22 protein-coding genes and 1 riboswitch are annotated in these 23,653 nt (G+C 39.7%); all 22 genes read right to left on the bottom strand.

Annotation, left to right across the window (positions count from 1 at the left end; genetic code table 11):
• Positions 1-12: 12 nt before the first annotated feature.
• The 22 genes from ACQV18_RS01430 to mutL all read right to left on the bottom strand — a co-directional run bounded on the left by ACQV18_RS01430 (position 13) and on the right by mutL (position 23,652).
• Positions 13-288, bottom strand: a complete 276-nt coding sequence (locus ACQV18_RS01430; RefSeq protein WP_428873710.1) for an HU family DNA-binding protein — start codon at positions 286-288, stop codon at positions 13-15.
• Between the two features lie 132 nt (positions 289-420).
• Positions 421-1,734, bottom strand: coding sequence for a ribosome biogenesis GTPase Der (der, locus tag ACQV18_RS01425; protein ID WP_428873711.1), 1,314 nt, complete (start codon positions 1,732-1,734; stop codon positions 421-423).
• Between the two features lie 98 nt (positions 1,735-1,832).
• The gene (gene rpsA / locus ACQV18_RS01420) at positions 1,833-3,113 is read right to left on the bottom strand and encodes a 30S ribosomal protein S1 (RefSeq protein ID WP_428873767.1); all 1,281 of its coding nucleotides are present in this window, start codon (positions 3,111-3,113) and stop codon (positions 1,833-1,835) included.
• A gap of 351 nt (positions 3,114-3,464) precedes the next feature.
• Positions 3,465-4,130: a (d)CMP kinase gene (gene cmk, locus ACQV18_RS01415; RefSeq protein ID WP_428873712.1), complete on the bottom strand. Its 666-nt coding sequence runs from the start codon at positions 4,128-4,130 to the stop codon at positions 3,465-3,467.
• 61 nt (positions 4,131-4,191) lie between these two features.
• On the bottom strand, positions 4,192-4,794 hold the full coding sequence (locus ACQV18_RS01410) for a LysM peptidoglycan-binding domain-containing protein (RefSeq protein WP_428881866.1): 603 nt from the start codon (positions 4,792-4,794) through the stop codon (positions 4,192-4,194).
• A gap of 148 nt (positions 4,795-4,942) precedes the next feature.
• The gene (locus ACQV18_RS01405) at positions 4,943-5,572 is read right to left on the bottom strand and encodes an ECF transporter S component (protein ID WP_428876360.1); all 630 of its coding nucleotides are present in this window, start codon (positions 5,570-5,572) and stop codon (positions 4,943-4,945) included.
• Positions 5,573-5,675: 103 nt separating this feature from the next.
• A riboswitch (FMN riboswitch) is annotated at positions 5,676-5,797 on the bottom strand.
• Between the two features lie 47 nt (positions 5,798-5,844).
• Entirely contained in the window at positions 5,845-6,570 is a 726-nt protein-coding gene (locus ACQV18_RS01400; RefSeq protein ID WP_428873716.1) for a pseudouridine synthase, read from the bottom strand.
• A 9-nt stretch (positions 6,571-6,579) separates the two neighbouring features.
• Positions 6,580-7,161: an SMC-Scp complex subunit ScpB gene (gene scpB, locus ACQV18_RS01395; protein ID WP_428873717.1), complete on the bottom strand. Its 582-nt coding sequence runs from the start codon at positions 7,159-7,161 to the stop codon at positions 6,580-6,582.
• A complete protein-coding gene (locus tag ACQV18_RS01390) occupies positions 7,154-7,918 on the bottom strand; it encodes a segregation and condensation protein A (RefSeq protein ID WP_428881868.1) in 765 nt (254 codons plus the stop codon). The genes scpB and ACQV18_RS01390 overlap by 8 nt, the downstream gene beginning before the upstream one ends.
• Positions 7,918-8,349, bottom strand: coding sequence for a hypothetical protein (locus tag ACQV18_RS01385; RefSeq protein WP_428873719.1), 432 nt, complete (start codon positions 8,347-8,349; stop codon positions 7,918-7,920). Before ACQV18_RS01385 ends, ACQV18_RS01390 begins: the two co-directional genes overlap by 1 nt.
• A gap of 86 nt (positions 8,350-8,435) precedes the next feature.
• Positions 8,436-9,233 carry a purine-nucleoside phosphorylase gene (locus ACQV18_RS01380; RefSeq protein ID WP_428874794.1) on the bottom strand — a complete coding sequence of 266 codons (798 nt, stop codon included), beginning with the start codon at positions 9,231-9,233 and terminating at the stop codon, positions 8,436-8,438.
• 9 nt (positions 9,234-9,242) lie between these two features.
• Complete coding sequence (deoB, locus tag ACQV18_RS01375; RefSeq protein WP_428873721.1) at positions 9,243-10,409, bottom strand: phosphopentomutase; 1,167 nt, start codon at positions 10,407-10,409, stop codon at positions 9,243-9,245.
• 22 nt (positions 10,410-10,431) lie between these two features.
• Positions 10,432-11,352 carry a site-specific tyrosine recombinase XerD gene (gene xerD / locus ACQV18_RS01370; RefSeq protein WP_428874795.1) on the bottom strand — a complete coding sequence of 307 codons (921 nt, stop codon included), beginning with the start codon at positions 11,350-11,352 and terminating at the stop codon, positions 10,432-10,434.
• Entirely contained in the window at positions 11,345-12,217 is an 873-nt protein-coding gene (locus ACQV18_RS01365) for a CvfB family protein (protein WP_428892420.1), read from the bottom strand. Before ACQV18_RS01365 ends, xerD begins: the two co-directional genes overlap by 8 nt.
• A gap of 239 nt (positions 12,218-12,456) precedes the next feature.
• Positions 12,457-14,214: a pyruvate kinase gene (pyk, locus tag ACQV18_RS01360; RefSeq protein ID WP_428873725.1), complete on the bottom strand. Its 1,758-nt coding sequence runs from the start codon at positions 14,212-14,214 to the stop codon at positions 12,457-12,459.
• Positions 14,215-14,232: 18 nt separating this feature from the next.
• On the bottom strand, positions 14,233-15,204 hold the full coding sequence (locus ACQV18_RS01355; RefSeq protein ID WP_428873726.1) for an ATP-dependent 6-phosphofructokinase: 972 nt from the start codon (positions 15,202-15,204) through the stop codon (positions 14,233-14,235).
• A 91-nt stretch (positions 15,205-15,295) separates the two neighbouring features.
• The gene (dnaE, locus tag ACQV18_RS01350) at positions 15,296-18,643 is read right to left on the bottom strand and encodes a DNA polymerase III subunit alpha (RefSeq protein WP_428892419.1); all 3,348 of its coding nucleotides are present in this window, start codon (positions 18,641-18,643) and stop codon (positions 15,296-15,298) included.
• Between the two features lie 29 nt (positions 18,644-18,672).
• The gene (queA, locus tag ACQV18_RS01345) at positions 18,673-19,710 is read right to left on the bottom strand and encodes a tRNA preQ1(34) S-adenosylmethionine ribosyltransferase-isomerase QueA (RefSeq protein WP_428873728.1); all 1,038 of its coding nucleotides are present in this window, start codon (positions 19,708-19,710) and stop codon (positions 18,673-18,675) included.
• Positions 19,711-19,723: 13 nt separating this feature from the next.
• Positions 19,724-20,728, bottom strand: a complete 1,005-nt coding sequence (ruvB, locus tag ACQV18_RS01340) for a Holliday junction branch migration DNA helicase RuvB (protein WP_428873729.1) — start codon at positions 20,726-20,728, stop codon at positions 19,724-19,726.
• Between the two features lie 19 nt (positions 20,729-20,747).
• Positions 20,748-21,335: a Holliday junction branch migration protein RuvA gene (gene ruvA, locus ACQV18_RS01335; RefSeq protein WP_428873730.1), complete on the bottom strand. Its 588-nt coding sequence runs from the start codon at positions 21,333-21,335 to the stop codon at positions 20,748-20,750.
• Between the two features lie 3 nt (positions 21,336-21,338).
• The gene (gene msrB, locus ACQV18_RS01330; protein WP_428873731.1) at positions 21,339-21,776 is read right to left on the bottom strand and encodes a peptide-methionine (R)-S-oxide reductase MsrB; all 438 of its coding nucleotides are present in this window, start codon (positions 21,774-21,776) and stop codon (positions 21,339-21,341) included.
• Positions 21,769-23,652: a DNA mismatch repair endonuclease MutL gene (mutL, locus tag ACQV18_RS01325; RefSeq protein WP_428874799.1), complete on the bottom strand. Its 1,884-nt coding sequence runs from the start codon at positions 23,650-23,652 to the stop codon at positions 21,769-21,771. The genes msrB and mutL overlap by 8 nt, the downstream gene beginning before the upstream one ends.
• Position 23,653: the final 1 nt, after the last annotated feature.

Below are 23,653 nucleotides of genomic sequence, written 5' to 3'. Positions count from 1 at the left end.
TCTAATGCTTAATTATTTAACTGCCTCTTTTAAAGCTTTACCAGCTTTGAAGCCAGGAACTTTAGTGGCTGCAATCTCAATTTCTTCACCAGTTTGTGGGTTGCGTCCTTTACGAGCTGCACGATCGCGAACTTCGAAAGTTCCGAAACCAATAATCTGAACTTTTTCACCTTCAGATAAAAATTCTTGAACTGATTCGAATAATGCTTCAACAGTGGCTGTTACATCTTTCTTTGTTAAGTTAGTTTTTCCAGCTACACGTTCTACTAATTCTGCTTTATTTGCCATTAATAAATCTCCTCCTTTATTTCTATAGATTGGAAAATAATCATCTGTTGATTATTTCTTGTATAGAATAACATAACATCAAGGTTAAGACAACGAATTGACCTTGATTTTACAACAAAATCTTCCTATCTCTTAATTTCGATTACGAATAATTAGATTGAGCGGTGTACCGTCAAAATAAAAGGAATCACGCATCCTGTTCTCTAAGAATCTTACATAAGAGAAGTGCATTAATTCTGTATCATTAACAAAGACGACAAAGGTTGGTGGATTGACAGCCACTTGAGTCATATAATAAATCTTAAGCCGACGTCCCTTATCAGTGGGTGTAGGGTTCATGGCAATCGCATCCATCAAAACATCATTCAAGACCGAAGATTGAATGCGACGATAGCGGTTTTCATAGATTTCTTCCAAAATAGCCGGTAGTTTCTCTAAGCGTTGGCCCGTCTTGGCAGAAACGAAAAGAATGGGCGCAAAAGATAAGTATTGGAATTCATTCCGGATATCATCGGTAAATTTCTCAAATAATTTGTCGGTCTTATCGACGGCATCCCATTTATTGACTAAAATAACCATGCCCTTATTGGCTTCAAAAGCGTATCCTGCTACCCTCTTATCCTGTTCACGAATGCCAGTCTCTGCATCGATTACTAGACAGACAATGTCTGAACGGTCAATGGCTGATAAGGCTCGCATGACAGAATATTTTTCGGTATTTTCATAAACCTTGCCTCGCTTACGAATACCTGCTGTGTCGATTGCTGTAAAATGGCGTCCAGATTGACTAACAAAATCGGTATCGACTGCTTCACGGGTTGTTCCCTCAATATTGGATACAATCACACGTTCTTCTTGTAATAAGGCATTAACCAGGCTAGACTTGCCGACATTTGGCCGTCCAATAAAAGAAAAACGAATGCGTTCGCGATCATCTGCATCCGGACTATCGGCTGGGAAGTGCGAAACTAATTGATCTAATAAATCCCCTGTTCCGGTTCCGTGCGAAGACGATATGGGATAGGGATCGCCATGACCTAAAGCATAAAATTCATAGACTTGCTGCCTTTGTTCTGGATTGTCCGCCTTATTGACTGCTAAAACCACCGGTTTATTGGTGCGGTGTAAATAATGGGCTATGGCTTCATCCGCATCGGTGACGCCTTCTCGACTTGAGGTCATAAAAATAATAACGTCGGCTTCTTCCATTGCAATTTCAGCTTGATATTTAATTTTATGCATGAGGGGTTCATCACTCATATCGATACCACCGGTATCAATCAGTCGAAATTCACGACCTAACCATGATCCTGTTGCATAAATTCGATCACGCGTCACCCCTTCATAATCGGCTACAATCGAAAGACGATCGCCAATTAAGCGATTAAATAAGGTGGACTTACCGACATTCGGTCGGCCCACAATAGCCACTACTGGTATTTCCATACTTTCACCTCCATAAATTAAAAACCAATTGTTTCTTCCATTAAGCTAATCAGCAAAATGGAAGAAACAATTGGAGTAAGTAATGTTATTAGAATCGATTACTCAGCATCGTCTTGTAAAGACTTGAATGCATCGCCTAACATGTCACCCAATGTGAAGCTTCCTTCATTGGCTGCATCATTAATTGAGTTAGTGTTTTGACGGGCTTGGTTAGAACGGTTAGCTGTTTGATTATTTGTATTACGGTTTCTTCTTGGACGACGTGGACGATCTGAATCATTTGATTCTTGACGTTCGCGACGAACTGGTTCTTCGTAACCTTCAGGCTTGTCTAATAAAGCTTTAATGGAAAGGGATAATCTTTGAGCTTCTGCATCTGTTGAAAGAACTTTCACTTCAACTTCTTGGCCTTCAGTTAAACGATCTTGAGGAGTTTCAATATGCTCATGAGCAATTTGAGAAATATGTACTAAACCTTCAACACCAGGGAATACTTCCACAAAGGCACCAAAGTTAGTTAAACGTTTAACAGTTCCTGTATGTACAGAACCTTCTGGTGCTTTTTCTTCAATATTTTCCCAAGGTCCTTCTAAGGTATCCTTGATTGAAAGTGAAATACGTCCTTCTTCCTTGTCGATTGACAAGATTTTAACTTCAATTGTTTCACCAACAGTTAATTTATCACTTGGATGTTTAACGTGTTCGTGAGCGATACGGCTGATGTGAACCAATCCGTCAACGCCACCTAAATCGATGAAAGCACCGAAGTTAGTTAGACGAGCTACTTTACCTTCTACAACTGTATTTTCTTCTAATTCTTCCATGCGTTGAGCACGTTCAGCTTCACGTTTTTCACGTGCAATTTCTTTATGAGATAAGATTAAACGGTTGTCGTTTTCATCAATTTCAATAATCTTGAACTCTAATGTTTGACCCTTATAAGGTGAGAAGTCATCCACAAAGAAATCTTCTACCATTGAAGCTGGTACAAATCCTCTAACGCCAGCGTCAACTACTAAACCACCCTTAACAACATCTTTAACAGGTGCTTCAATTGTTTCGCCATTTTCTGATTTTTCTTTTAATTCTGCCCACACTTTTTTAGCATCGACACGTTTTTTAGATAATAAGAAGTTACCATTTTCTTTATCTTGGATTGGCTTGATAACTACTAATTCGATTTCATCACCAATTGCTACAACTTCAGTAGGATCTTCAACGCGTGTTGCAGCTAGTTCGTTAGCTGGGATAACCCCTTCTAATCCACCACTGTTTTTAATTGCTACACGTACTTGATTATTTTCATCAAAAGCTAAAACATCACCGTAAACGGTATCGCCACTTTTAATATCTAAGACACTATCTAAAGCATCTTCCATTGTTTCAATAGTTTCTGAACCATTGCTTTCTTCTACTTGAGTAGTCTCAACCTCTTCCGTTGCTTCTACTTCTTCATTTACTTCATTATTCTCAACAAACTCTGACATTCTACCCGTTCCTCCTAAGCGTTACCTATAAAAATTGTTACTTACATAGAGTCTACTAATAGACACTATGCAAGCACTCTAAGAAACATTATAACAAAAGAAAGGGATATCGTCTAGCGAATATTGCGAATAAGGCCGATATTATCAATAAATTTATTATTACTGACTTTTATTCATTTAAACGAGATCTGATTATCTAGTTTCATCAAAATAAAAAAAGGCTCATCAGCCTCCTTTTTAAAATTATTTTATAGAATCGATATAGTCACTTAATTTTTCAACCACTTGATCAATGGATAAGTCTGAAGTATCCATTTCAATAGCATCTTCTGCTTTTTGCAAAGGACTGTGTTGACGATTGCTATCGTAGTGGTCGCGTTTAATAATCTCAGCTTCAATCTCTTCTAGGGATTGGGTCTCCATGCCCTTAGTTAGATTTTCTTCATAGCGTCTTTGAGCTCTTACTAGACTGGAAGCTACAAGATAAAACTTAAGACTGGCATCTGGTAGAACTACCGTGCCAATATCTCGTCCGTCCATCACCACTGCTTCTTCACTAGCTATAGCTTGTTGCTGCTTGACTAAGGCTTGTCTGACCCTTAGATTAGCAGAAACCTTAGAAACATTTTGTGTCACTTCCACCGAACGAATTTCTTGACTGACATCATGCCCATTGATTAAAACTTTTTGTTGGTCACCATCCATTTCAAAAGAAATTTTGACTGCTTGTAAAATTTCTCCTAAACGATGGGGATCATTAATATTTATTTTATTTAGCAAACAAGCTAGAGTGATTGCGCGATACATAGCGCCAGTATCGATATATGTCAGTTGGTATTTTTTTGCGATAAGTTTAGCGACGGTTGACTTACCAGAAGCCGCTGGGCCATCGATTGCAATTGAAAACATTGGTTAATTCCTTTCTCATAAAAAGGCTGAGAATTAACTCAGCCTTAACCTTCTTATTCTTTTATGGAATGACGATTTGTGAGCCTGGCATCAAAGTACCGTCAATTGTAGTTCCGTTGGCAGCAGCTAAGTCATAAACATCAACACCATAAGCTTGAGAGATTGACCACCATGATTCACCCGCACTTACGGTATGGTAAGTTGACGCTGCTTGTGGTTGAGCAGAAGTCTCAACTGGTGGTTGAGTCGGTACAGGCGCTTGAGTCGTAGTTGTTGCTTCGATTTCACGCGTAACAGCTTCAGTAGTTGTTGTCTTCTCTTCTTTGGTTGTCGTTGCTTCTTCAGTTGTGCTCTTACTTAGAACAACCTGTTCAGCCGTTTTACTTTCTAAAGGCTTATCACTCTTTTGTGAGTCGATATAAGCATACAATGCAAACGGGAAAATCAAAGTGAAAATTAAGAAGAATAGCAAAGCGTTTGATAAAACGGTTGCTTCCTGCTTCGGTTGATTTCTAGCCGAGCGTGAAAATTGACGATTCTTGAAATTTTCATCCTCACCAAACTTATTGTTCCATGGGGCAGTAAATTTTTTGGTTTTTGCTTTTTCATTTAAACCTTGATCCTTATCTTCAGGTTGATCAAAGCGTTCGTTATCCTTTGCCATCAAGCTTCCTCCTACACTAATCGATATTAAGATATCTATTCATAGCAACAAACCTAAAAAGGCTAGGTTAGCATATGAGTCCAATTTCTTATATTATAGCAAACTCTAAACTTGATGCAAACACAATTGACCTAAAAAAGTAAATTACTTATTGCTGTTGTAATATTCTAGTAGCAGAACGGTAACCTTTTCCTATGTAACCATCATAGAAGTTAATGCGGCGACCCAATATGGTCTTCATTGATTTAATGACAAAAATTTGACCGACAACCATGATTAAGCCCTTGATTAAATTGAATGGCACAATGACAGATAGGATATAAGTCATATAATCATCAATGGGAAAGTTCATGACTTTGACATAAATAGGTAAAGCCAGATAGTAATTAAAGCAAGCCATGGAGAGAGTTAAACTAAAGACAAGACTAAGAGAGATTAAAGAAAATTTAATAGCTTGCCCTTTTTCTTTTAAATACTTCAAAATGAAGTGGCTTGGTAAAAACATGGCTAAGGTCGCTGTCATACTCATTAACATCCCAATCGGAATACCAGCTTCCCCTCCCTTAAGGATATAATTAACCAAATCACGAATGAAGGCCACGGCAACTAGGCCTTGTGGTCCGTAAATTAACATACCAATTAAGGCCATAAGATCCGAAAAATCAACCTTAAGAAAAGGTGCAAATGGCAAGATTGGGAAGTCAAAAAAACGTAGAACGACTGCCCAAGCTCCTAAAATGGCTAAAAGTGTGACTTTCTGAACTTTTCGATTCTTCATAACGATTCTCCTTTTTTTACGTCTTTAGGAGGGTCCATTGATAAAAAAACCATCCACTCAAACTGAGAGGATGGTAGCCTAAATAAGCATAAACTTATCAATATCTTATCTTCTACCATCCAGACTTTACTGTCGGTACTGGAATTACACCAGTTCAACCTAGCCACAGCTAAGTTCGCGGACTCTACCGCCGGTCGGGAATTTCACCCTGCCCCGAAGACGTTATTTAATTTAAATGAATTATAGCATTTATCTCGGATTTAAGCAAGCTCTTATTCACTATCTAAAGCCATCTTACTTAATTTATCCACTTCAAAGGCAGTTAGCTCTCGCCACATACCCGGTTTCAAATTATCTAAGCCAAGAAAAGCAAAAGATTCGCGCTTCAATTTGAAGACGGGATATCCAATGGCTTCAAACATTTTCTTAACTTGATGGTTCCAGCCTTCATGGATGGTTAATTGGACAACGGCTGTACGATTATCTTGATTGCTAGAAATGAGACGAGCTCTAGCTTTGGAGGTCTTTTGACCATCAATCATTACGCCCTTTTCTAATTGTCTTAATTCCTTAGCTGTAGGAATGCCACCCAATTTCGCAATATATGTCTTATCAATCTGATGCTTAGGATGCATCATCTGATTGGCAAAGTCACCATCATTGGTTAATAAGAGTAAGCCTGTCGTATCAAAGTCTAATCTGCCAATCGGATAGATACGTTCTTCAATACCATGGATTAAATCGGTAACCACCGGACGGCCCTTGTCATCAGCCACAGCTGAAATATAGTTTTTTGGCTTGTAAAGTAAGATATAGCGCGGTTCTTCCTTATAAATAGGCACCTCGTCTACTTCAATACGGTCATTGCTGGTGACTTTGGTTCCTAATTCACGAACCACTTGACCATTTACTTTGACGCGACCTTCTTTAATCATGTCTTCACATTTGCGTCGACTGGCAACCCCTGCGTGAGCCATAACTTTTTGTAGTCTTTCCATAGTTCCTCCTTATTCTTCTTGATCAAATAAATTAATTTCCCATCTTTTTAATGAAAAAAGTTCTTCTGAAGCGGTTTGACTGTTGAGGGCTAAATCTTCAATAGGTGGTAGATCCTCTAAGGAAGATAGCGCAAAGTAATTGAGGAAGTAATCGGTGACTCCATAAAGTATGGGTCTACCAGGCGCTTCTAACTTACCTACCTCCTTAATGAGGTCTCGGCTGACTAATTTTTGTAGCATGGCTTGGGAAGAAACGCCCCGAATTTCATCAATGGTCATGCGTGTAATCGGTTGACGGTAAGCTACGATAGCCAAGGTCTCAATAGCCGGTCGACTTAACTTTTGTTGCAGTGGCGATTGAGCAAAATTTTCAATCAAGGGGTCTAAGTCTGCTTGGGTTACATACAAGAAGCGTTCGCCAAATTGGACCAAATCAATTGGCGATAGTGGATGGTCTTTTAAAGTTTGCTGGACTTCTTCAATCATAGGCTTAATTTCTGTTGGTGAGAGATTTAAAAGAGCGGCTAACTCATTCAAGGTCACGCCTTCTTCCCCGGCAACAAAAATAATGCCTGCTATTTTTCTAAGCATAACCTTCCTCCCTCAAACGCAGTTCAATGCTATCTAGATAACTTTCTTGTTGAAAAACCAGAACTTGCTTACGGACCATTTCTAAAACAGCAATAAATGTGGCAATAATTTCTGGTCGAGAGCCATTCGATAAAAGAGACGAAAAAGCAATGGATTGATTAGGCTTAATGGATTGAAATTGTTGCCGAATGAATTGCATTTTGTCCGTCACTGAAACTTGATCATGATGAACTTCTTTTTCTTTAGGTTGTCTTTGTTCTTGCGCTTGCAAAACGCTCTTCAAACTGGTTTGTAATTGCTCTAGCGAAAGCTCACCTTCTTCTAAGGGAATAAAAGCTATAAAGTTTGAAAGATCTGCCGCTGGTCTTGAATAGTGCTTACTACGATCCACTTGCATATCTTCTAAGGTGTCCGCTACTAGCTGAAATTGTTGATAAATGAGCAGTTGCTGAACCAGACCACTCCGCGGATCTTGGTCTTCTAAATCACCATCCAATTCATCCGGTTCAATGGGAATTAAGAGACGACTCTTGATCTCTAATAGAGTGGCCGCCATCACTAAATATTCTCCGACCTTATCGAGGTCTAATTCCTGCATCTGGTCAATATAAGCCAAATATTGGTCAGTAATTTCCGTCATGGGTATATCGTTAATATCGACTTCTAACTCTTTAATTAGGTGTAAAAGCAAATCAAACGGCCCTTGAAAGGCCGTTAATTTAAGGGTTAAGTCTTGATTGGTTCGATCCTCTTGCATTAATTGGCTTCCCCTTCACTATTTGCTTTTATCTGCTGACGATATTTCTCAGCAAACTGGGCAATCATATCTTGGGTTTCTGATTGAATGGAACCTGAGATTTGAATTTGTGGAAACATATCTTTAAGTTCTTTGAACAATTGATAATCCACGGACTCTCCTTCAAAGGAAGGAATAACCGATATAAGGTGAACGATTATTGTCGAAAGATTTTCTTGGGGATCCGTTTCAACTTTACGTTGCTCAATACCGATTAAACCAACGAAGTTGCTTGTTTCAGGATCTTTATATAAGTAAAGGTCGAAACCTTCTTGGTCGCGATATTTAGTTAAAATTTCGCCTGCTTGAGCCATTTGATCTTCACCTTCGCAAGTTAAACTTAAGAGTCCTAAGACAACTTTTTCATTCTTATGCGTTGAATGAACTAGCATTTTTTGCGACCTCCTATCTCTAATTAGATTTCCTTGAGATATTACCATGCAAAGACTGAAATTTCAACTTAAAGCTTTACAAAGTCCTATATTTGTTCAATCACTTGATAAATTAATTGCTTAAATCGTGGTTTCACTTCTCTAGAAACAGCCATCACTTCTTGGTGGTTAAGTGTCTCCTGCATACCGGCTGCATAGTTGGTAATACAAGACACTCCCAAGACTTCCAGCCCAGCATGTCTTGCTACAATAGCTTCGGGAACAGTAGACATTCCCACTGCATCGCCCCCCATCAAACGAATGGCTCTAATTTCAGCTGGGGTCTCATAAGAAGGACCGGTCATCCATGCATAAACTCCCTCTTGTAAACTAAAACCTAAACTTTTAGCTGTTTGATGTAGCAATTGAATGCCTCTTTTACTATAAGTTTGACTCATATCAACAAAGCGCGGACCTTGTGGATTGTTTTTACCAATCAAAGGATTTTCGCCTGTAAAATTAAGTTGATCCTTGATGACCATTAGATCTCCAGGTTTAAAACTATTATTAACCCCACCGGCTGCATTTGTAAGAATCAAACTTTCGACCCCTAATTCTTTAAAAATCCGAATCGGAAAGGTGATTGTTTCAAGGTCATAGCCTTCGTAATAGTGAAAACGTCCTTGTAATGCTATTACTTTTTGTCCAGCTAGGCTGCCATAGACCAATTGACCAGCATGACCTTCAACAGTTGATACTGGAAAACTTGGGATAGCTTCATAAGGGATTTTAACCGGATTTTTAATTTCATCTGCCAAATCTCCTAAACCAGAGCCTAGAATTAAACCAATTCGAGGGGCTACCATACCGTGGTCTTTTAAATATTCTAAGGTTTTTTGATACATAATCTTCTCCTATTTTAATTGTGCTAAAAACGACTGTCCTTGATCTGTCTGTTTAACACCAAAGTTATCAGAAATAGTGGCCGCGATATCAGCAAAGTGCTGCGCTTGTAGTTCACTTGCCGCTTTAAACTTTTTAGAATAGGCCAATAAAGGCACATATTCACGGGTATGATCGGTTCCCTTATAAGTCGGATCATTACCATGGTCGGCTGTGATTAATAACAAGTCCTCTTCATTCATGGCTTGAATTAGTTCAGGAATGCGGGCGTCGAAGTCTTCTAAGGCTTGACCATAGCCTTGAGGGTCACGACGGTGACCATATTTGGCATCGAAGTCCACTAAGTTGGTGAAGGATAGACCTTCAAAATCTTCCCCCATGACCTTGAGTAATTGATCGACACCGTCCATATTGGACTTAGTGCGAATCGCTTGAGTAATACCCGCTCCATTAAAGATGTCATTAATTTTGCCCACTGCAATGACCGATTTGCCGTCATCTTTTAAGAAATCAAGGGTCGTTTTGCCAAAGGGATCCAAGGCATAGTCATGACGATTGCTGGTTCTTTCGAAATTACCTATTTGACCGACATAAGGTCGGGCAATAATCCGACCAATCATGTAAGGATCTTCCAAAGTAATCTCACGGGCATATTCACAGACCTTGTAAAGTTCTTCTAAAGGAATGACTTCTTCGTGGGCAGCAATCTGTAAAACAGAATCGGCTGATGTATATACAATTAATGCCCCCGTTTCTAATTGCTCGGGTCCTAATTCTTTAATAATTTCGGTTCCAGAAGCCACCTTATTCCCAATTACCTTACGCTTAGCAAATTTTTCTAATTTTTCAATCAACTCTTGTGGGAAACCAGCTGGAAAGACTCTAAAGGGCTGGTCGATATAAAGACCCATCATTTCCCAGTGGCCAGTCATGGTGTCTTTACCAGCTGAACGTTCTTGTAATTTAGTCCAGTAGGCGGAAGTTTGATCGACGGCTTCTACCCCTTTGATGGTGTCAATTTTACCCAGACCCATTTGAGCCATATTTTTTAAGTTTAAATCAAAGTTTTCGGCAATGTGGCCTAAGGTGTGAACGTTAGAGTCTCCAAATTCTTCTGCATCGGGTGCTTGTCCAATTCCGACAGAGTCCATAACGATTAAGTGTATTCTTTTAAACATTTTATTTCCTCCTTTAATCGCATCAAGCGCGTGGAAAGTTCTTACGGTAAACTTCCTGTAAGCGGTGATGTGAAATATGTGTATAAATTTGAGTGGTCGATATGTCTGCATGACCCAACAGTTCTTGAACCATGCGTAAATCGGCACCATTTTCTAACAAATGAGTGGCAAAAGAGTGCCTCAACATGTGTGGTGAAACTCTTTGATTGACTCCTGCTTGTTGAACATACTTATTAAGATTTTTCCAGATGCCTTGGCGGGTGAAGGCCTTTCCTCTTTCTGTTAAGAAGAGAATCTGGCCTGCTTGAGCAGTCTTTTTACTAGCAAAAACACCTCGGGCATCTTGTAAGTATTGATCAACCCAATAGATGGCTTCATCCCCTAAGGGAATGATTCTTTCCTTATTGCCCTTACCTAAAGTTTGAACAAAACCCAAGTCTAAGTGTAAGTCAGCTAACTGAAGCTGAGTTAATTCACTCACACGTAGGCCACAAGCATAAAGGACTTCTAAGATGGCTCGGTCTCTTAAACCGGTTAAAGTGGCTATATTCGGTGCTTGAATAAGGGCTTCCACTTCTTCCATTGATAGAACTTTAGGTAGGCTTTTGGCTTGCTTGGGTCCTTGAACTAATTGCAAGGGGTTTTGCTGGATAACCCCTTCTTTTAACAAATAATGAAAAAACTGTTTCATAGCTGATAAAAGCCGTGAAGTAGAAGATGTGGCATAATTTTGCTGGTGTAAATGAGCTAAAAACCCTTGCATGTAGCTATAATCGATTTGGTCTAAGCTTTGTGTAGCATGGTCTTGATGGTAGTCTATAAACTTTTTTAAATCTCTTACATAGGCTTGGATTGTATTTTTTGATTTGACTTGATCAATTTGTAAATAGCGCTTAAAATCCGCTAAATAATTTTGTAACTGTTGATTGACCGCCTTATTCATTTTCTGACGTCACCAAGTAAATCCCCTGATTAGCCTCTTGACGAATTTGCTTATTCTTCATTAAGGAACCAACCGCGCGCTTAAATTGTCCCTTAGAAATACCAAATTCTCGCTTAATAGCTTCAGGATCAGACTTGTCGTGAAAAGGTAAGAAATGATTGGGCGTCTTTTCTAATAGACGTATTAACATAGTCGCATCATCGCTAATGGCTTCATGGGCTCTTGGTTTTAAGGACAAGTTTAAAGACCCATCACTTTGTACCTTGACTACCCGTCCCTTGATTTTTTGACCCAAACGCGGGGGTAACATCCATTCGCTCTCATGTATAAAGCTGCGGAAGTTCTCTTTAGAAATTGCCAAAGCTCCTACTAATTTCAATTGAAAAATGGTTACTTCTAAATCTTGATTCATCAAACGGTCAGCTGCCTTGATAAACAATTCTTCCATCTGGTCAAAACTTGCTAATTCGCCCCAAAAACGGTTCTTATTATCCACAGTCATTGTCAAGTAGAGCTGGTCCCCTTTTTGAGGCCATTGACTTTTATCATCTGGTAAATTATCCAAAGAAACTACTAGGTCCTTTTGATAAAGTCCAATATCCACAAACACACCCAAGTCTTTACGTACTTGAGTTACTGTGCCCCAATCATAGTGACCACTAGCTGCCTTAGGGATGTCTAATTGAATACGGGCCTCACGATTCATATCCTCATAAATAAGCCCTTTAATTTGGTCGCCTAAGTGATAACTTTGACCTTGGATTTGATCCTTGTCTAAGCGAAAGGTTATCCCTTCCACTTGCGCAAAATAACTGTTTTCATTCTCGTCACTTATCTTACATTCGGTAATTCTTCCTAATTTCATCTTTCATTCTCCTATCTGATCAAACTCTCTTCAAGCTGATTGAGCTATCCTAAAGTAAAGACCGACTCTATCCTAAGCAAAAGACAATTAATTCTAGTCGCTTAGTCTTCTATTAACAATTTTAACACATTCTGTAAGCAAAGAGAAAAGATGGCAAGCAAAAAGACATTTCTTCAGCCCATCAATAAATAAGCCAAGAAATGTCTTAAAATAAGTGTCTTAGATAGAACTCTGCTATACTAGATGGATACCGTTGCTCCGCGATAGATAATTCCACGACGAGCATCCACAGTAATCAGTTCATTTTGTTTAATAGCTTCCATAGCACCTTCTACTGCTACTACTACCGGTATGCCTCTTTCTAAGCCAAGAATAGCGGCATGGGAAGTAATACCTCCGCTTTCACAGATAATAGCGCCCACTCTTTCTAAGGCTGGAGTGTAATCACGGTCGGTCTGACTAGTGACTAATACAGTATCTTCTTTGACATAAGCATTAGCCTCTTCAGCGGTATGAGCAATCACTGCCTTACCAATGAAGTTACCACTGCCAACACCTTGTCCTTCAGCTAACTTGGTTCCAATTAATTGAATCTTCATAATGTTGGTCGTGCCTTTTTCACCAACTGGAACGCCCGCAGTAATGATAATCAAGTCGCCTTCTTTAGCAAAACCTTGCCTTACTGCCATGGCTGAAGCAGAATCTAACATCTCATCGGTTGAATCAGGCTTACCAATAACGAAAGGTTGAACCCCCCACACCAGTGTGAGTGAACGTTGTGCTTCTTCCTCAAAGGTAGCTGCTAAGATATTAGAAGACGGCCGGTATTTAGCAATCATGCGTGCCGTATAGCCAGAAGAGGTTGCTGCCACGATGGTTTGAATCCCCAGATTACGAGCAGTATGTCCCACCGCTTGACCAATAGCTTCAGTCAAGTCTGACTGATTGAATTTCTTCAAGGTAAAGGCATCCTGACCTAATAATTGTGATTCAGTCCGTTCACATATCTTAGCCATCATTTTCACAGCTTCTAAAGGATAATCCCCTGCCGCTGTTTCCCCAGAAAGCATGACAGCATCCGTTCCGTCAAAAATAGCATTGGCCACGTCTCCTGCTTCGGCTCGTGTAGGTCTAGGGTTTCTTTGCATAGAATCTAACATTTGTGTAGCTGTCACGACTGGAATACCTGCTCGATTACATTTCTTAATAATCATTTTTTGAATAAGGGGCACGTCTTCTGTTGGCACTTCGACCCCTAAATCTCCGCGGGCAACCATAATCCCATCCGATACTTCTATAATTTCATCAATATTATCGACACCCTGCCGGTTTTCAATTTTAGAGATAATCTTAATATTGGTCTTGTTTTCTTCTTCTAGAATAGCACGTATTTCCATCACATCATTTTGACGGCGCACAAAGGAGGCCGCTATAAAGTCAACATCTTGACGCGCGCCAAAACGAATATCTTGCTTGTCTTTTTCAGTGATACCCGCAATATTTAAAGAAATACCTGGTACATTAATACCCTTTTGTGATTTTAAGACACCTGAATTGACTACCACACAAGCAATTTCCTTGGCTTGATCATCAATGGCTTCAACTTCCAATTCAATTAAACCGTCATCGATTAGAATAAGCGAACCGATAGTCACATCATCAATTAAGCCTTCATAGGTGATAGAAAACTTATCAGCACTACCTAAAACCTCAGTCATCGCTATCCGGATTTTATGACCTTTTTCTAATAGAATGCCATTATTTTCCATCTTATGCGTTCTTATTTCAGGTCCCTTGGTATCTAATAAGATACCAGCTATAACACCGGCTTCTTGACGGGCCTCTTTAAATAAGTTGATATGGTTTAATTGCGATGCTTGATCACCGTGAGAAAAATTAAAACGGGCTACATTCATTCCTGCGTGAAGCAGATCGACCATTACTTTCTTTGATTGAGTTGCCGGCCCCATTGTGCCAACGATCTTTGTTTTCTTCATATTAACTCCTTTTCATGCTCAATAGCGATCCGTTAAGCTACGATTAATTTCGTACAAATCATCTCTTACTTTGTGCTTGGATTTGGTTAAGGTTTCAACGATGTCACAAACGGATAATTCTTCATTGGTAATGCCGACGAAAATACCCGATTGTCCGTGAAGAATTAAATCCACTGCCTTAGCACCCATTAATGTAGCAAAAACACGATCACGACCTGTTGGATTACCCCCTCTTTGAATGTGGGAGAGGTTAACCCCACGAACACTTTGATCAGGGGCTTCTTTTTTGTATTCTTTGATAAATTCTTCCACACCCATGACACCTTCAGCTAATACGATTAAAGCATGGTCTTTCCCATGACTAAGAGCCGTATTGACTCTGCGAGCAATGTCACCGATAAAGAAATCTTCTTCAGGAATAACAATGGCATCGGCTCCCACAGCCACTCCGGCCCATATAGCAATATCCCCCGCGTTACGTCCCATCACTTCGACTACAAAGGTACGGTTATGTGAGGCCGCTGTGTCAGAAATTTTATCGATGGCTTCAATCGCTGCCGACATGGCAGAGTCAAACCCTATCGTATATTCGGTCCCTGGAATATCATTATCAATGGTTCCTGGAATACCAATAGCTGGAAAACCTAATTTAGTAAGAGCTAGAGCTCCTTGGAAGGAGCCATCTCCTCCAATAACAATTAAGCCTTCAATTCCTAGGGATTCCATTTGTTGAATGGCTTTTTTTTGTACTTCTAACTGTTTAAATTCAGGGTACCTGGCTGAATAAAGGATGGTTCCTCCTCTACGAATGGCATGAGTGAGGTCGTTGATCCCTATTTTCCTATATTCACCTTCCACTAAACCTTTAAAACCGTGTTGAACACCTACTACCTCAATTTGATGATGGAGGCCCTGTTCAACAACAGCTCGAATAGCGGCGTTCATTCCGGGAGCGTCACCTCCACTTGTTAGCACTGCTAAACGTCTCATAAGTCACCTCTTCTTATTCATTAACTCTCTTAATAATATTTTAACATGAATTAAAAAGCCTGTCCGTTGATATGATTATCAGTCAGATTCATTATTTAAAATAGACATTATTTTCTCCAAAAAGAGCTTTTAACTCATCCACCACCCGATCTGCCATAGAAATATTATATAGAGCCTCTAATTTCCAAGCATTGCGGTTGGCATCGACCATGATTATTTCTAAAGGACCTGGGTTTTCTACTGCTAAAGCTTTTAATTTTTCCACTAATTGCTGACTAGAAGCCCCGGCTAGTAATTTAATAAATACTTGACGAATTGGTGATGAATGGGATTGCTTTTCATCTTCTGGTAAGGGCAGTAATTTATCCAAAACAATTTGTGGCTGACCTTGTCGATCTAGGCTTAGTTGGCCTTGCAAAGCCACCACTTGACCCTCTTTGAGCTGGTGGCCAAATCGTTGATAACTTTCAGGGAAACTAACCAGAGAAATATTTTGACTGCCATCATTGAGACGGTAAAAAGCCATCTGGTCTTTTTTCTTAGTTTCAATGACTTTCATGTGCTCGATATAGGCTAGAACTTTTACTTTTTTACCTTTAGGCATTTTTAAGGATTTTAAAGCTCCAATAGATAGAAAGCTTTGATCTCCTTCAATCAGTTTTAAAAACTCATCAATAGGATGGCCAGCTAATTGCAAGCCTAGTACTTCACGTTGACGCTTGAGTAAATGGGCTTTAGGCCACTCTCTGACCAAATTAATTTTAGGTTCAATCTCTTTTAATAAGTTAATATGATTGCCTGAAATCTTGCGAAATTGAATAAAATGTTCTAAGTTCTCGGTCAAGGTCGCTCGTGTGTAGCCAAAGGTGTCGAGTGCACCGGCATCTATTAGCGCTTGAATTAAATTGGTCTTTAGAAATTTAAGGGGCATCCGTGATAGAAAGTTTTGGAAATCGGTAAAAGGCCCAGCTAAATTGCGCTCATCTAAAATGACTTGACAAAAATCATGTCTGAGTCCATTGATAGCCATTAAACCAATTCGAATAGCCCCTTTTTCAATTTTAAAATTAGTATGTGAGCGATTGATATCCACCATTAAAAAGGGTCCTACCGTACGTTTGGCATCTAATAGGTATTCATCCAAACTTTGATGAATTGATCGCCCATGGTTTAAGAGGGCTGTAAAGAACTCTAATGGATAGTGAACCTTTAAATAAGCTAGTTGGTAGGCCAAAGTCGAATAAACAGCAGCGTGCGCCCGATTAAAACCATAATTGGCAAATTGATAAATATAATGGAAAACTTGCTGACTGGTTTGACTATCCAGTCCACGCTCTTGACAACCCTTTAGAAAAGCAACTTGTTGGTCTTTCATTAGGTCCATCTCTTTTTTACCCATGGCTCTTCTCAAGAGGTCGGCTTGCCCTAAACTAAAACCAGCCAACTTTTGGCAGATTTGCATAACTTGCTCTTGATAAACGATAATTCCGTAGGTTTTTTGTAAAATTCCTTCTAAAAGCGGATGGATATAATCAATTTTTTCCTTACCATGCTTGCGGTTGATAAAATGAGAAATTTGTTGCATAGGCCCCGGTCGGTATAAAGCATTGACTGCGATAATATCTTCAAAACTTTCCGGTTTTAATCTTCTTAAAACTTGGCGAATTCCTTCAGATTCAAACTGGAAGACTCCTTGGGTGTTAGCTTCTTGGAAAAGTCTTAAAGTGGCTGAATCCTCACGATCAATGGCATCGATGTCAATGGCTAAGCCTTGATTTTGCTTAATTAAATTCAAAATAGTATCTAGGATTTGTAAGTTTTTCAAGCCCAGAAAGTCCATTTTTAACAAACCTACTCGTTCGACATCTTCCATATCAAATTGCGTAAGCTGTATTTGGCCTTCTCTTGTTGTAACGGGCACCCAGCGACTCAAATCTTGATCGGCAATCACAACTCCTGAAGCATGGGTAGAAGTATGTCGTGGCAAGCCCTCAATGGTGAGAGCAGTTTTAAAAATTTGTTCATTTACAGAATCTTCAGCAATTAACTGTCTTAAAGCGCTAGACTTTTGATAAGCATCCTGCAAGCGGATGGACACTTCAGTTGGTATGGTCTTGGACCAGCGATCTTGCACCATTTTAGGATAGGACAAGACTCTGAGGGTGTCGCGTAGTGATTGCTTGGCCCCAAAACTACCGAAAGTCACCAATTGAGCTACCTGCTGGCTGCCATATTTTTGGGCGACATAACGAAGCACTTGGTCTCTTTTATCATCTGGAATATCGATATCAATATCGGGCATATTGTAGCGTTCAGGATTTAAAAAGCGTTCAAAGAGTAAATCATATTCTATCGGGTCTATCTTAGTAATTCCTAATAGATAGGCTACTAAAGAGCCAGCAGCAGACCCTCGCCCTGGACCCGTTCGGATATTATATTCATAACAAAAGGCCATAATTTCCCAAACAATTAAGAAATAATCATTGAAACCCATTTGATCGATGGTAGTTAATTCATGGTCTAAGCGTTCTTGATAAATGGGCACTTGATCAACTTTTAACTCTGCTAGCTTGTTTTGACATAGGTGTTTTAAATAGTCTTTAGCAGCTATATTATTTGGTGTTTTAAATTTAGGTAGGAGCGACTGATTAATGGGCAGCTGCACTTGCATACGTTCTTCCAAAGCATGACTATTGGTGACTACCTGCTCCAGTCCCTTTTGTAAATACAAGTCTTCTAATTCATTACGGCCGTATAAATAATGAGACGTCCGATAGGTCATAATTGAAGGATCCAAGCTTTCACCGCGATCAATCGCTTGTAAAATCCTTATAGCAAAACCTTCTTCACTGGTGAGACTTTCGACTGCTTGGTTACAAACCATCTTTAATTGGTGGTTTCGAGCAAATTGAGATAGCCATGAAACTTCTAATTCATTGAAGGGATAAATCGAAAGTCCTAGATAAAAATTGTCTTGCGGAAAAATATGAAGCCAAGACTGAAGAATCGCTTGTCCTGCTTCAAAATTCTCATGTAGAAGGGCTTGTTCTAATTCTCCCTTCTTGCCGGCAGTAATGATAACCAATGATTGGCTAGCTTCTTTCATCAGATGATCGATTTGCTGATAATCTGGATGGCTTTGGTTGATTAATTTAGAAAGTTGAATCAAAGCTAAATAGCCCTGGTAATTCAGGGCATAAAGAATTATAGGATAGCTTTGACTTTGGTCCAGGCGTCCCGGCAAGTTCAAGCTAAGCCCTATCATGGCATGAAGGTCTGCTTTTTGGCAGGCTAGGTAAAACTTAAGACTAGCATGTAAGACTCCTTGATCGGCTAAGCCAAGATGCGTGTAGCCTAGGGACTTAGCTTTAACTACATATTGATTTAAATCAAGGGTGGATTGCAATAAAGAATAAGAGCTACGAACATTGAATAGCATTTGCTTTTCTCACCTTCCACTGTGTTTATTTAGAGAATGAACATCGCATCTCCAAAACTAAAGAAACGATATTTATGATCCACTGCGTGTTGATAGGCTTGTAAAATTTTATCGCGATCATAAAAGGCTGAAACCAACATAACTAAGGTTGATTGCGGTAAGTGGAAATTAGTAATTAAATGGTCAACTGCTTGAAATTTAAAACCTGGCGTGATAAAAATATCCGTCCAACCAGAAGCTGGCACAATTTGCCCTTGATGGTCACGTGCAATTGTTTCCAAGGTGCGCACAGAGGTTGTACCGACTGCTGTGATCTTGCCACCTCTTTTACGAATGTTTTGAATTTTTTCAGCCGATTCTGGGCTGATTTGATAATATTCAGCGTGCATTTGGTGTTGGTCAATCTTTTCTACAAAAACAGGTCGGAAGGTTCCCAAGCCAACATGCAGCACAATCGGAATAATCTCAATGCCTTTATTTATTGCCTCTTGCATTAGTTCTTGAGTAAAGTGCAAGCCAGCTGTTGGAGCAGCGGCCGAACCATTTTGCTTGGCATAGACCGTTTGATAGCGATCTGGATCATCCAATTTTTCCTTTATATAAGGAGGTAAAGGCATTTGACCTAGGGATTCTAACACTTCTAGGAAAACACCTTGATAAGAAAACTCAATAACTCTTCCTCCGTCTTCCTTATGTTCGATAATTGTTCCCACTAATTGGGCTTGGTCGCCAAAATGTAAGACGGTCCCTAAACGAGCTCTTTTACCTGGTTTAACTAGACATTCCCATTGGTCACCTTGGGTGTTTTTTAATAAAAGGACCTCAATATGTCCCCCGGTATCCGGTTTAACACCAAATAAACGCGCGGGAATAACTCTGGTTTCATTAATTACTAAGCCATCCCCAGGCTTTAAATAGTCAAGCATATGTTTAAAGTCTGTATCGATTGTTTGCTGACTTTGACGGTCTAAGACCAACATACGCGATGATGAGCGGTCCTTTAAGGGAGTTTGAGCAATCAATTCTTCTGGTAAATGATAATCAAAATCTTTAGTTGTATAAGTCATCGTTTTCTTCTTTCTATTTTTCTTTCAGGGGATAATTTAAATGGCGATATGTTAATTCGGTAACCATCCGTCCTCGAGGCGTACGTTTAATAAAGCCTTGTTGGACAAGATAAGGTTCATACATATCTTCCAGGGTCACGATATCTTCTCCAATGTTGGCAGCAAGGGTGGCAATTCCAACCGGTCCTCCACCATAAAATTCAATCATCGTCTTTAAAAGTTTACGATCAAGCGGGTCTAAGCCTAAAGCATCAATTTGTAAGACTTTTAAAGCTTCTTTGGTATCTTTGATATGAATATTGCCATCGCCATGAACTTGTGCAAAATCGCGCACCCGTCTTAACATACGGTTAACTATTCTTGGCGTGCCACGACTTCTTACGGCCAATTCTTTACTGGCTTGATCATCGATGTCGATTTGAAAGACTCTGGCAGACCGTTTAACGATTTTTTCTAAATCTTTGACCTCATAGTACTGCATGTGGGCCATAATGCCAAAGCGATCACGCAGGGGTTGGGTAAGCATCCCCGCCCGTGTGGTTGCTCCTATTAAAGTAAAGGGTGGCAATTCAAAATGAATGGGCTGGGAACTAGCTCCTTGTCCAATAACAATATCGACATAATAATCTTCCATGGCTGAGTAAAGTACTTCTTCAACAATGCGAGGTAAGCGGTGAATTTCATCAATAAAAAGAATATCGCCAGCATCCAGTTCATTAAGAATGGCTAATAAATCACCCGGTCGCTCAATAGCTGGGCCTGAAGTTGTTTGAATTTTAACGTCTAACTCATTGGCAATCACCATGGCAAGAGTGGTTTTACCTAAGCCAGGAGGCCCATAGAGTAAGACATGATCGAGCGCTTCTGATCGCTTCAAGGCTGCTTGAATATAGACATTCAATTCGTTTTTAACCTTCGATTGACCGATATAATCTTTTAATAATTGGGGTCTCAAAGTGGTAAGCTGTTGATCATCTTCACTCAAGCTTTCACTTGATACAAATCTTTCTTGATCCATATTGATTCCTTTCTCTTGCTTATTTTATTAAGAGCTTAAAGGCTAAACTCAAACCTTCTTGGGTTGATTGGATGGCTTCTTTTTCTATTTTTGGCATGATGCGCTCAATCTCACGCTTAGAATAGCCTAAACCATCTAAGGCTTGTTTTACTTCTTCTAAATAACTATTTTTAGCTGTTGGTAAGTCTTCACTTTCTTTCATTTGACTCAAATCAAGCTTACCTTGTAAGTCTAAAATCATTTGCTGGGCTGTTTTTTTACCCACCCCTGGGAACTTCATTAAATACTTGGCATCAGCCGATTCAATAGCTTGCACCAAGCCCACTTGATCATCTAACGCTAGAATGGATAGAGCCGACTTGGGGCCAATACCGGAAACTTTATTCAATTGTAAAAAGAGGTTCTTTTCAGCCTCGTCCATAAAACCATATAGGAGCATTGCATCTTCTCTGACTACTAATTCGATAAAGAGTGTGATGCTTTCTTGCATCTTTTCTTGCCAACGGAAAGGATTAGCACACCAGATTTGGTAACCTATACCATTAGCTTCTAGAACTAAGTAAGTGGGTTGAATCTGCTTAACTTGTCCTTGAATGTATTGATACATTAACTATTCCACCCATTTCTTATAATCGCTATAACCTGCTTGGTCCATCTCCTCATAAGGAATAAAGCGTAAAGCGGCTGAGTTAATACAGTATCTCAAGCCTCCTTTATCCTTTGGCCCATCATTAAAGACATGGCCCAAATGAGAATCCGCTTGCTTGGAGCGAACTTCTGTTCGAGGTCTGGATAATTTATGGTCTTCTAATTCTTGCAATTCAGTTCCCTTAACTGGTTGAGTAAAGGATGGCCAGCCACAGCCAGCATCAAACTTATCCTTACTCGAAAATAAGGGCTCTCCTGACACAATATCAACGTAAATGCCTTTTTGGTCAAACTGGTCATATTTACCGCTAAAAGGTCTTTCAGTACCTGCTTCTTGTGTCACATGGTATTGAATGGGGTCTAAATTTTTAATTTTATCTTGATAATCTTTTTTAGTCATTTTCTCTTCCTCCTAAATGATGATCTTGAATACGTTTAAACAGTTTTTCAATAGTGGTCGGATCGAATTCGATAAATACTGGACGACCATGGGGACAATGCAATGGATCTTGCAAATCGTTCATTTCAGCAAGTAGATGAATGGCCTCACTGTCTGCTAGGCGATGGTTGGCCTTAATAGCACCACGACAAGACTGCATGATAATGCTCGCTTCTTTCAATTGATTAACTGAAAGATCTTCTTGCCGGCTCAAACGGTCTAATAAGTCTGGCACTATCTGGTCCAATTCATCGGCTTCTAACCAGGTGGGGTGACTTTGCATTTGATAGGATTTAGGACCAAAAGCTTGTAAGTGAATCCCTATTTCGGCCAAACGGTCGCTATATTCTTCTGCCATTTGCGCCGTTTTTAAATCAAAACTAAATAGCTTGGGCATCAAAAAATCCTGCTGCTGGTCAACATCCACTTGGTCAGCCATTAATTTTTCATAACGGACTCTCTCTTGGGCAGCGTGTTGATCAATTAAGTAGAAAGAAGAAGGACCTTCAGCAATTAAATAGGTGCCATGAATCTGACCTACATAGCGTAGCTGACTAAAATCAATCATCTTTGGTTTTTCTTGTTGATTCAATGCCTCTTTTTCTACTGCTTGAGAGCTTAATGCTTCCATCATCCCTTGAGTCTTTTCAGTTGGGAAGTCACTGACTTTTGTGTACTCATCCATTTTTATCTGGTTAGAATCAGGACGAGACAGCTCTATAGCTTGCTTATCTTCTGCTAGATGGGATGTTTGGCTGATCCAGTCTAATTGCCCCTTATTTTGTTGGTAGAAACGAGTAGGTCTAAATAGGCTGTCTCCTGCTTCAGGAATGGCGCGGTTTTGTAATAAGCTTGCTTGAACGGCTTGAGTTAATAGTTTAGCCAGTTCCGCTTCCTTACTTAAGCGAATAGTCTGTTTGGTAGGGTGCACATTGACATCTACCAAGCGAGGATCCGTTGTTATTTGAATAAAACTCAAAGGAAAACGACCGATCATTAACTGCTTGCCATAAGCCTTGATCAACACATTATTAAGAAAAGGACTCTTGACTGTTCGACCATTGACCATCCAGTGAATATAATTGCGACTAGTTCGAGTCAAGGTGGGTGGTGAGATCAATCCTTCTAGGCCAAACTCTATGTCCGATTGCTTGAAGGCTAGCATTTCTCTTGCTTGCTGGGGTGAGTACAGTTGAGCAATGGTTTGCTTCAAATCCCCCTTACCGACCGTTTGTAGCAAACGATCTCCATCTGAAATTAAAGTAAAAGAAATACTTGGATAGGCTATAGCTAAATTCTGGATTACCTTAAGAATATGACGCATTTCAGTTTGCAGACTGGCTAAATGCTTGAGTCGGGCTGGTGTATTATAAAAAATTGAATCCACTTGCACGGTAGTCCCATTACGGGGCGGGCAAGAACCTTGATTGATTATTTTTGAATTTTCAACTTCAATAAAATGACCACTTTGACTGGCTTGGTTTGCTTCATTCCAAGTCGACTCAATTCTGATTTTGGCTACTGAAGCTATAGAAGCTAGGGCCTCTCCTCTAAATCCTAAAGAAGTAATCTGAAAAAGGTCTGGTAGGGAATATATTTTACTGGTCGCATGAGCTAAAACGGATTGGTGAAGATCTTCTTCCACCATTCCTTGACCATTATCAATCACTATAATTTGTTGAATACCCGCTTCTTTTACTTCCACTTGAATCTGATCTGCTTTGGCATCAATGGCGTTTTCACACAATTCTTTAACGACTGAAGCCGGTCTTTCAACCACTTCTCCGGCTGCAATCTGATTGGCTAGAGCGATATCCATTTGTTTAATAATTCCCATT

Source organism: Facklamia sp. P9177, from assembly GCF_050409585.1.
Taxonomy (GTDB): Bacteria; Bacillota; Bacilli; order Lactobacillales; family Aerococcaceae; genus Facklamia.
Note: the sequence above shows the minus strand (reverse complement) of the source record. Positions and strands in the feature narration are given on the sequence as shown.

Excerpts from the sequence above, each read along its gene's own strand:
- ruvA (WP_428873730.1), bottom strand. The coding sequence starts at position 21,335 with ATGTATCAATACATTCAAGGACAAGTTAAGCAGATTCAACCCACTTAC.
- rpsA (WP_428873767.1), bottom strand. The coding sequence starts at position 3,113 with ATGGAAGATGCTTTAGATAGTGTCTTAGATATTAAAAGTGGCGATACC.
- ACQV18_RS01390 (WP_428881868.1), bottom strand. The coding sequence starts at position 7,918 with ATGCAAGAGGATCGAACCAATCAAGACTTAACCCTTAAATTAACGGCC.
- dnaE (WP_428892419.1), bottom strand. The coding sequence starts at position 18,643 with ATGCTATTCAATGTTCGTAGCTCTTATTCTTTATTGCAATCCACCCTT.
- msrB (WP_428873731.1), bottom strand. The coding sequence starts at position 21,776 with ATGACTAAAAAAGATTATCAAGATAAAATTAAAAATTTAGACCCCATT.
- pyk (WP_428873725.1), bottom strand. The coding sequence starts at position 14,214 with ATGAAGAAAACAAAGATCGTTGGCACAATGGGGCCGGCAACTCAATCA.
- deoB (WP_428873721.1), bottom strand. The coding sequence starts at position 10,409 with ATGTTTAAAAGAATACACTTAATCGTTATGGACTCTGTCGGAATTGGA.
- queA (WP_428873728.1), bottom strand. The coding sequence starts at position 19,710 with ATGACTTATACAACTAAAGATTTTGATTATCATTTACCAGAAGAATTG.
- mutL (WP_428874799.1), bottom strand. The coding sequence starts at position 23,652 with ATGGGAATTATTAAACAAATGGATATCGCTCTAGCCAATCAGATTGCA.
- ACQV18_RS01385 (WP_428873719.1), bottom strand. The coding sequence starts at position 8,349 with ATGCTAGTTCATTCAACGCATAAGAATGAAAAAGTTGTCTTAGGACTC.
- ACQV18_RS01365 (WP_428892420.1), bottom strand. The coding sequence starts at position 12,217 with ATGAAATTAGGAAGAATTACCGAATGTAAGATAAGTGACGAGAATGAA.
- ACQV18_RS01400 (WP_428873716.1), bottom strand. The coding sequence starts at position 6,570 with ATGGAAAGACTACAAAAAGTTATGGCTCACGCAGGGGTTGCCAGTCGA.
- ruvB (WP_428873729.1), bottom strand. The coding sequence starts at position 20,728 with ATGGATCAAGAAAGATTTGTATCAAGTGAAAGCTTGAGTGAAGATGAT.
- ACQV18_RS01410 (WP_428881866.1), bottom strand. The coding sequence starts at position 4,794 with ATGGCAAAGGATAACGAACGCTTTGATCAACCTGAAGATAAGGATCAA.
- scpB (WP_428873717.1), bottom strand. The coding sequence starts at position 7,161 with ATGCTTAGAAAAATAGCAGGCATTATTTTTGTTGCCGGGGAAGAAGGC.
- cmk (WP_428873712.1), bottom strand. The coding sequence starts at position 4,130 with ATGTTTTCAATTGCAATCGATGGCCCAGCGGCTTCTGGTAAGTCAACC.
- ACQV18_RS01355 (WP_428873726.1), bottom strand. The coding sequence starts at position 15,204 with ATGAGACGTTTAGCAGTGCTAACAAGTGGAGGTGACGCTCCCGGAATG.
- ACQV18_RS01430 (WP_428873710.1), bottom strand. The coding sequence starts at position 288 with ATGGCAAATAAAGCAGAATTAGTAGAACGTGTAGCTGGAAAAACTAAC.
- ACQV18_RS01380 (WP_428874794.1), bottom strand. The coding sequence starts at position 9,233 with ATGTATCAAAAAACCTTAGAATATTTAAAAGACCACGGTATGGTAGCC.
- ACQV18_RS01405 (WP_428876360.1), bottom strand. The coding sequence starts at position 5,572 with ATGAAGAATCGAAAAGTTCAGAAAGTCACACTTTTAGCCATTTTAGGA.
- xerD (WP_428874795.1), bottom strand. The coding sequence starts at position 11,352 with ATGAATAAGGCGGTCAATCAACAGTTACAAAATTATTTAGCGGATTTT.
- der (WP_428873711.1), bottom strand. The coding sequence starts at position 1,734 with ATGGAAATACCAGTAGTGGCTATTGTGGGCCGACCGAATGTCGGTAAG.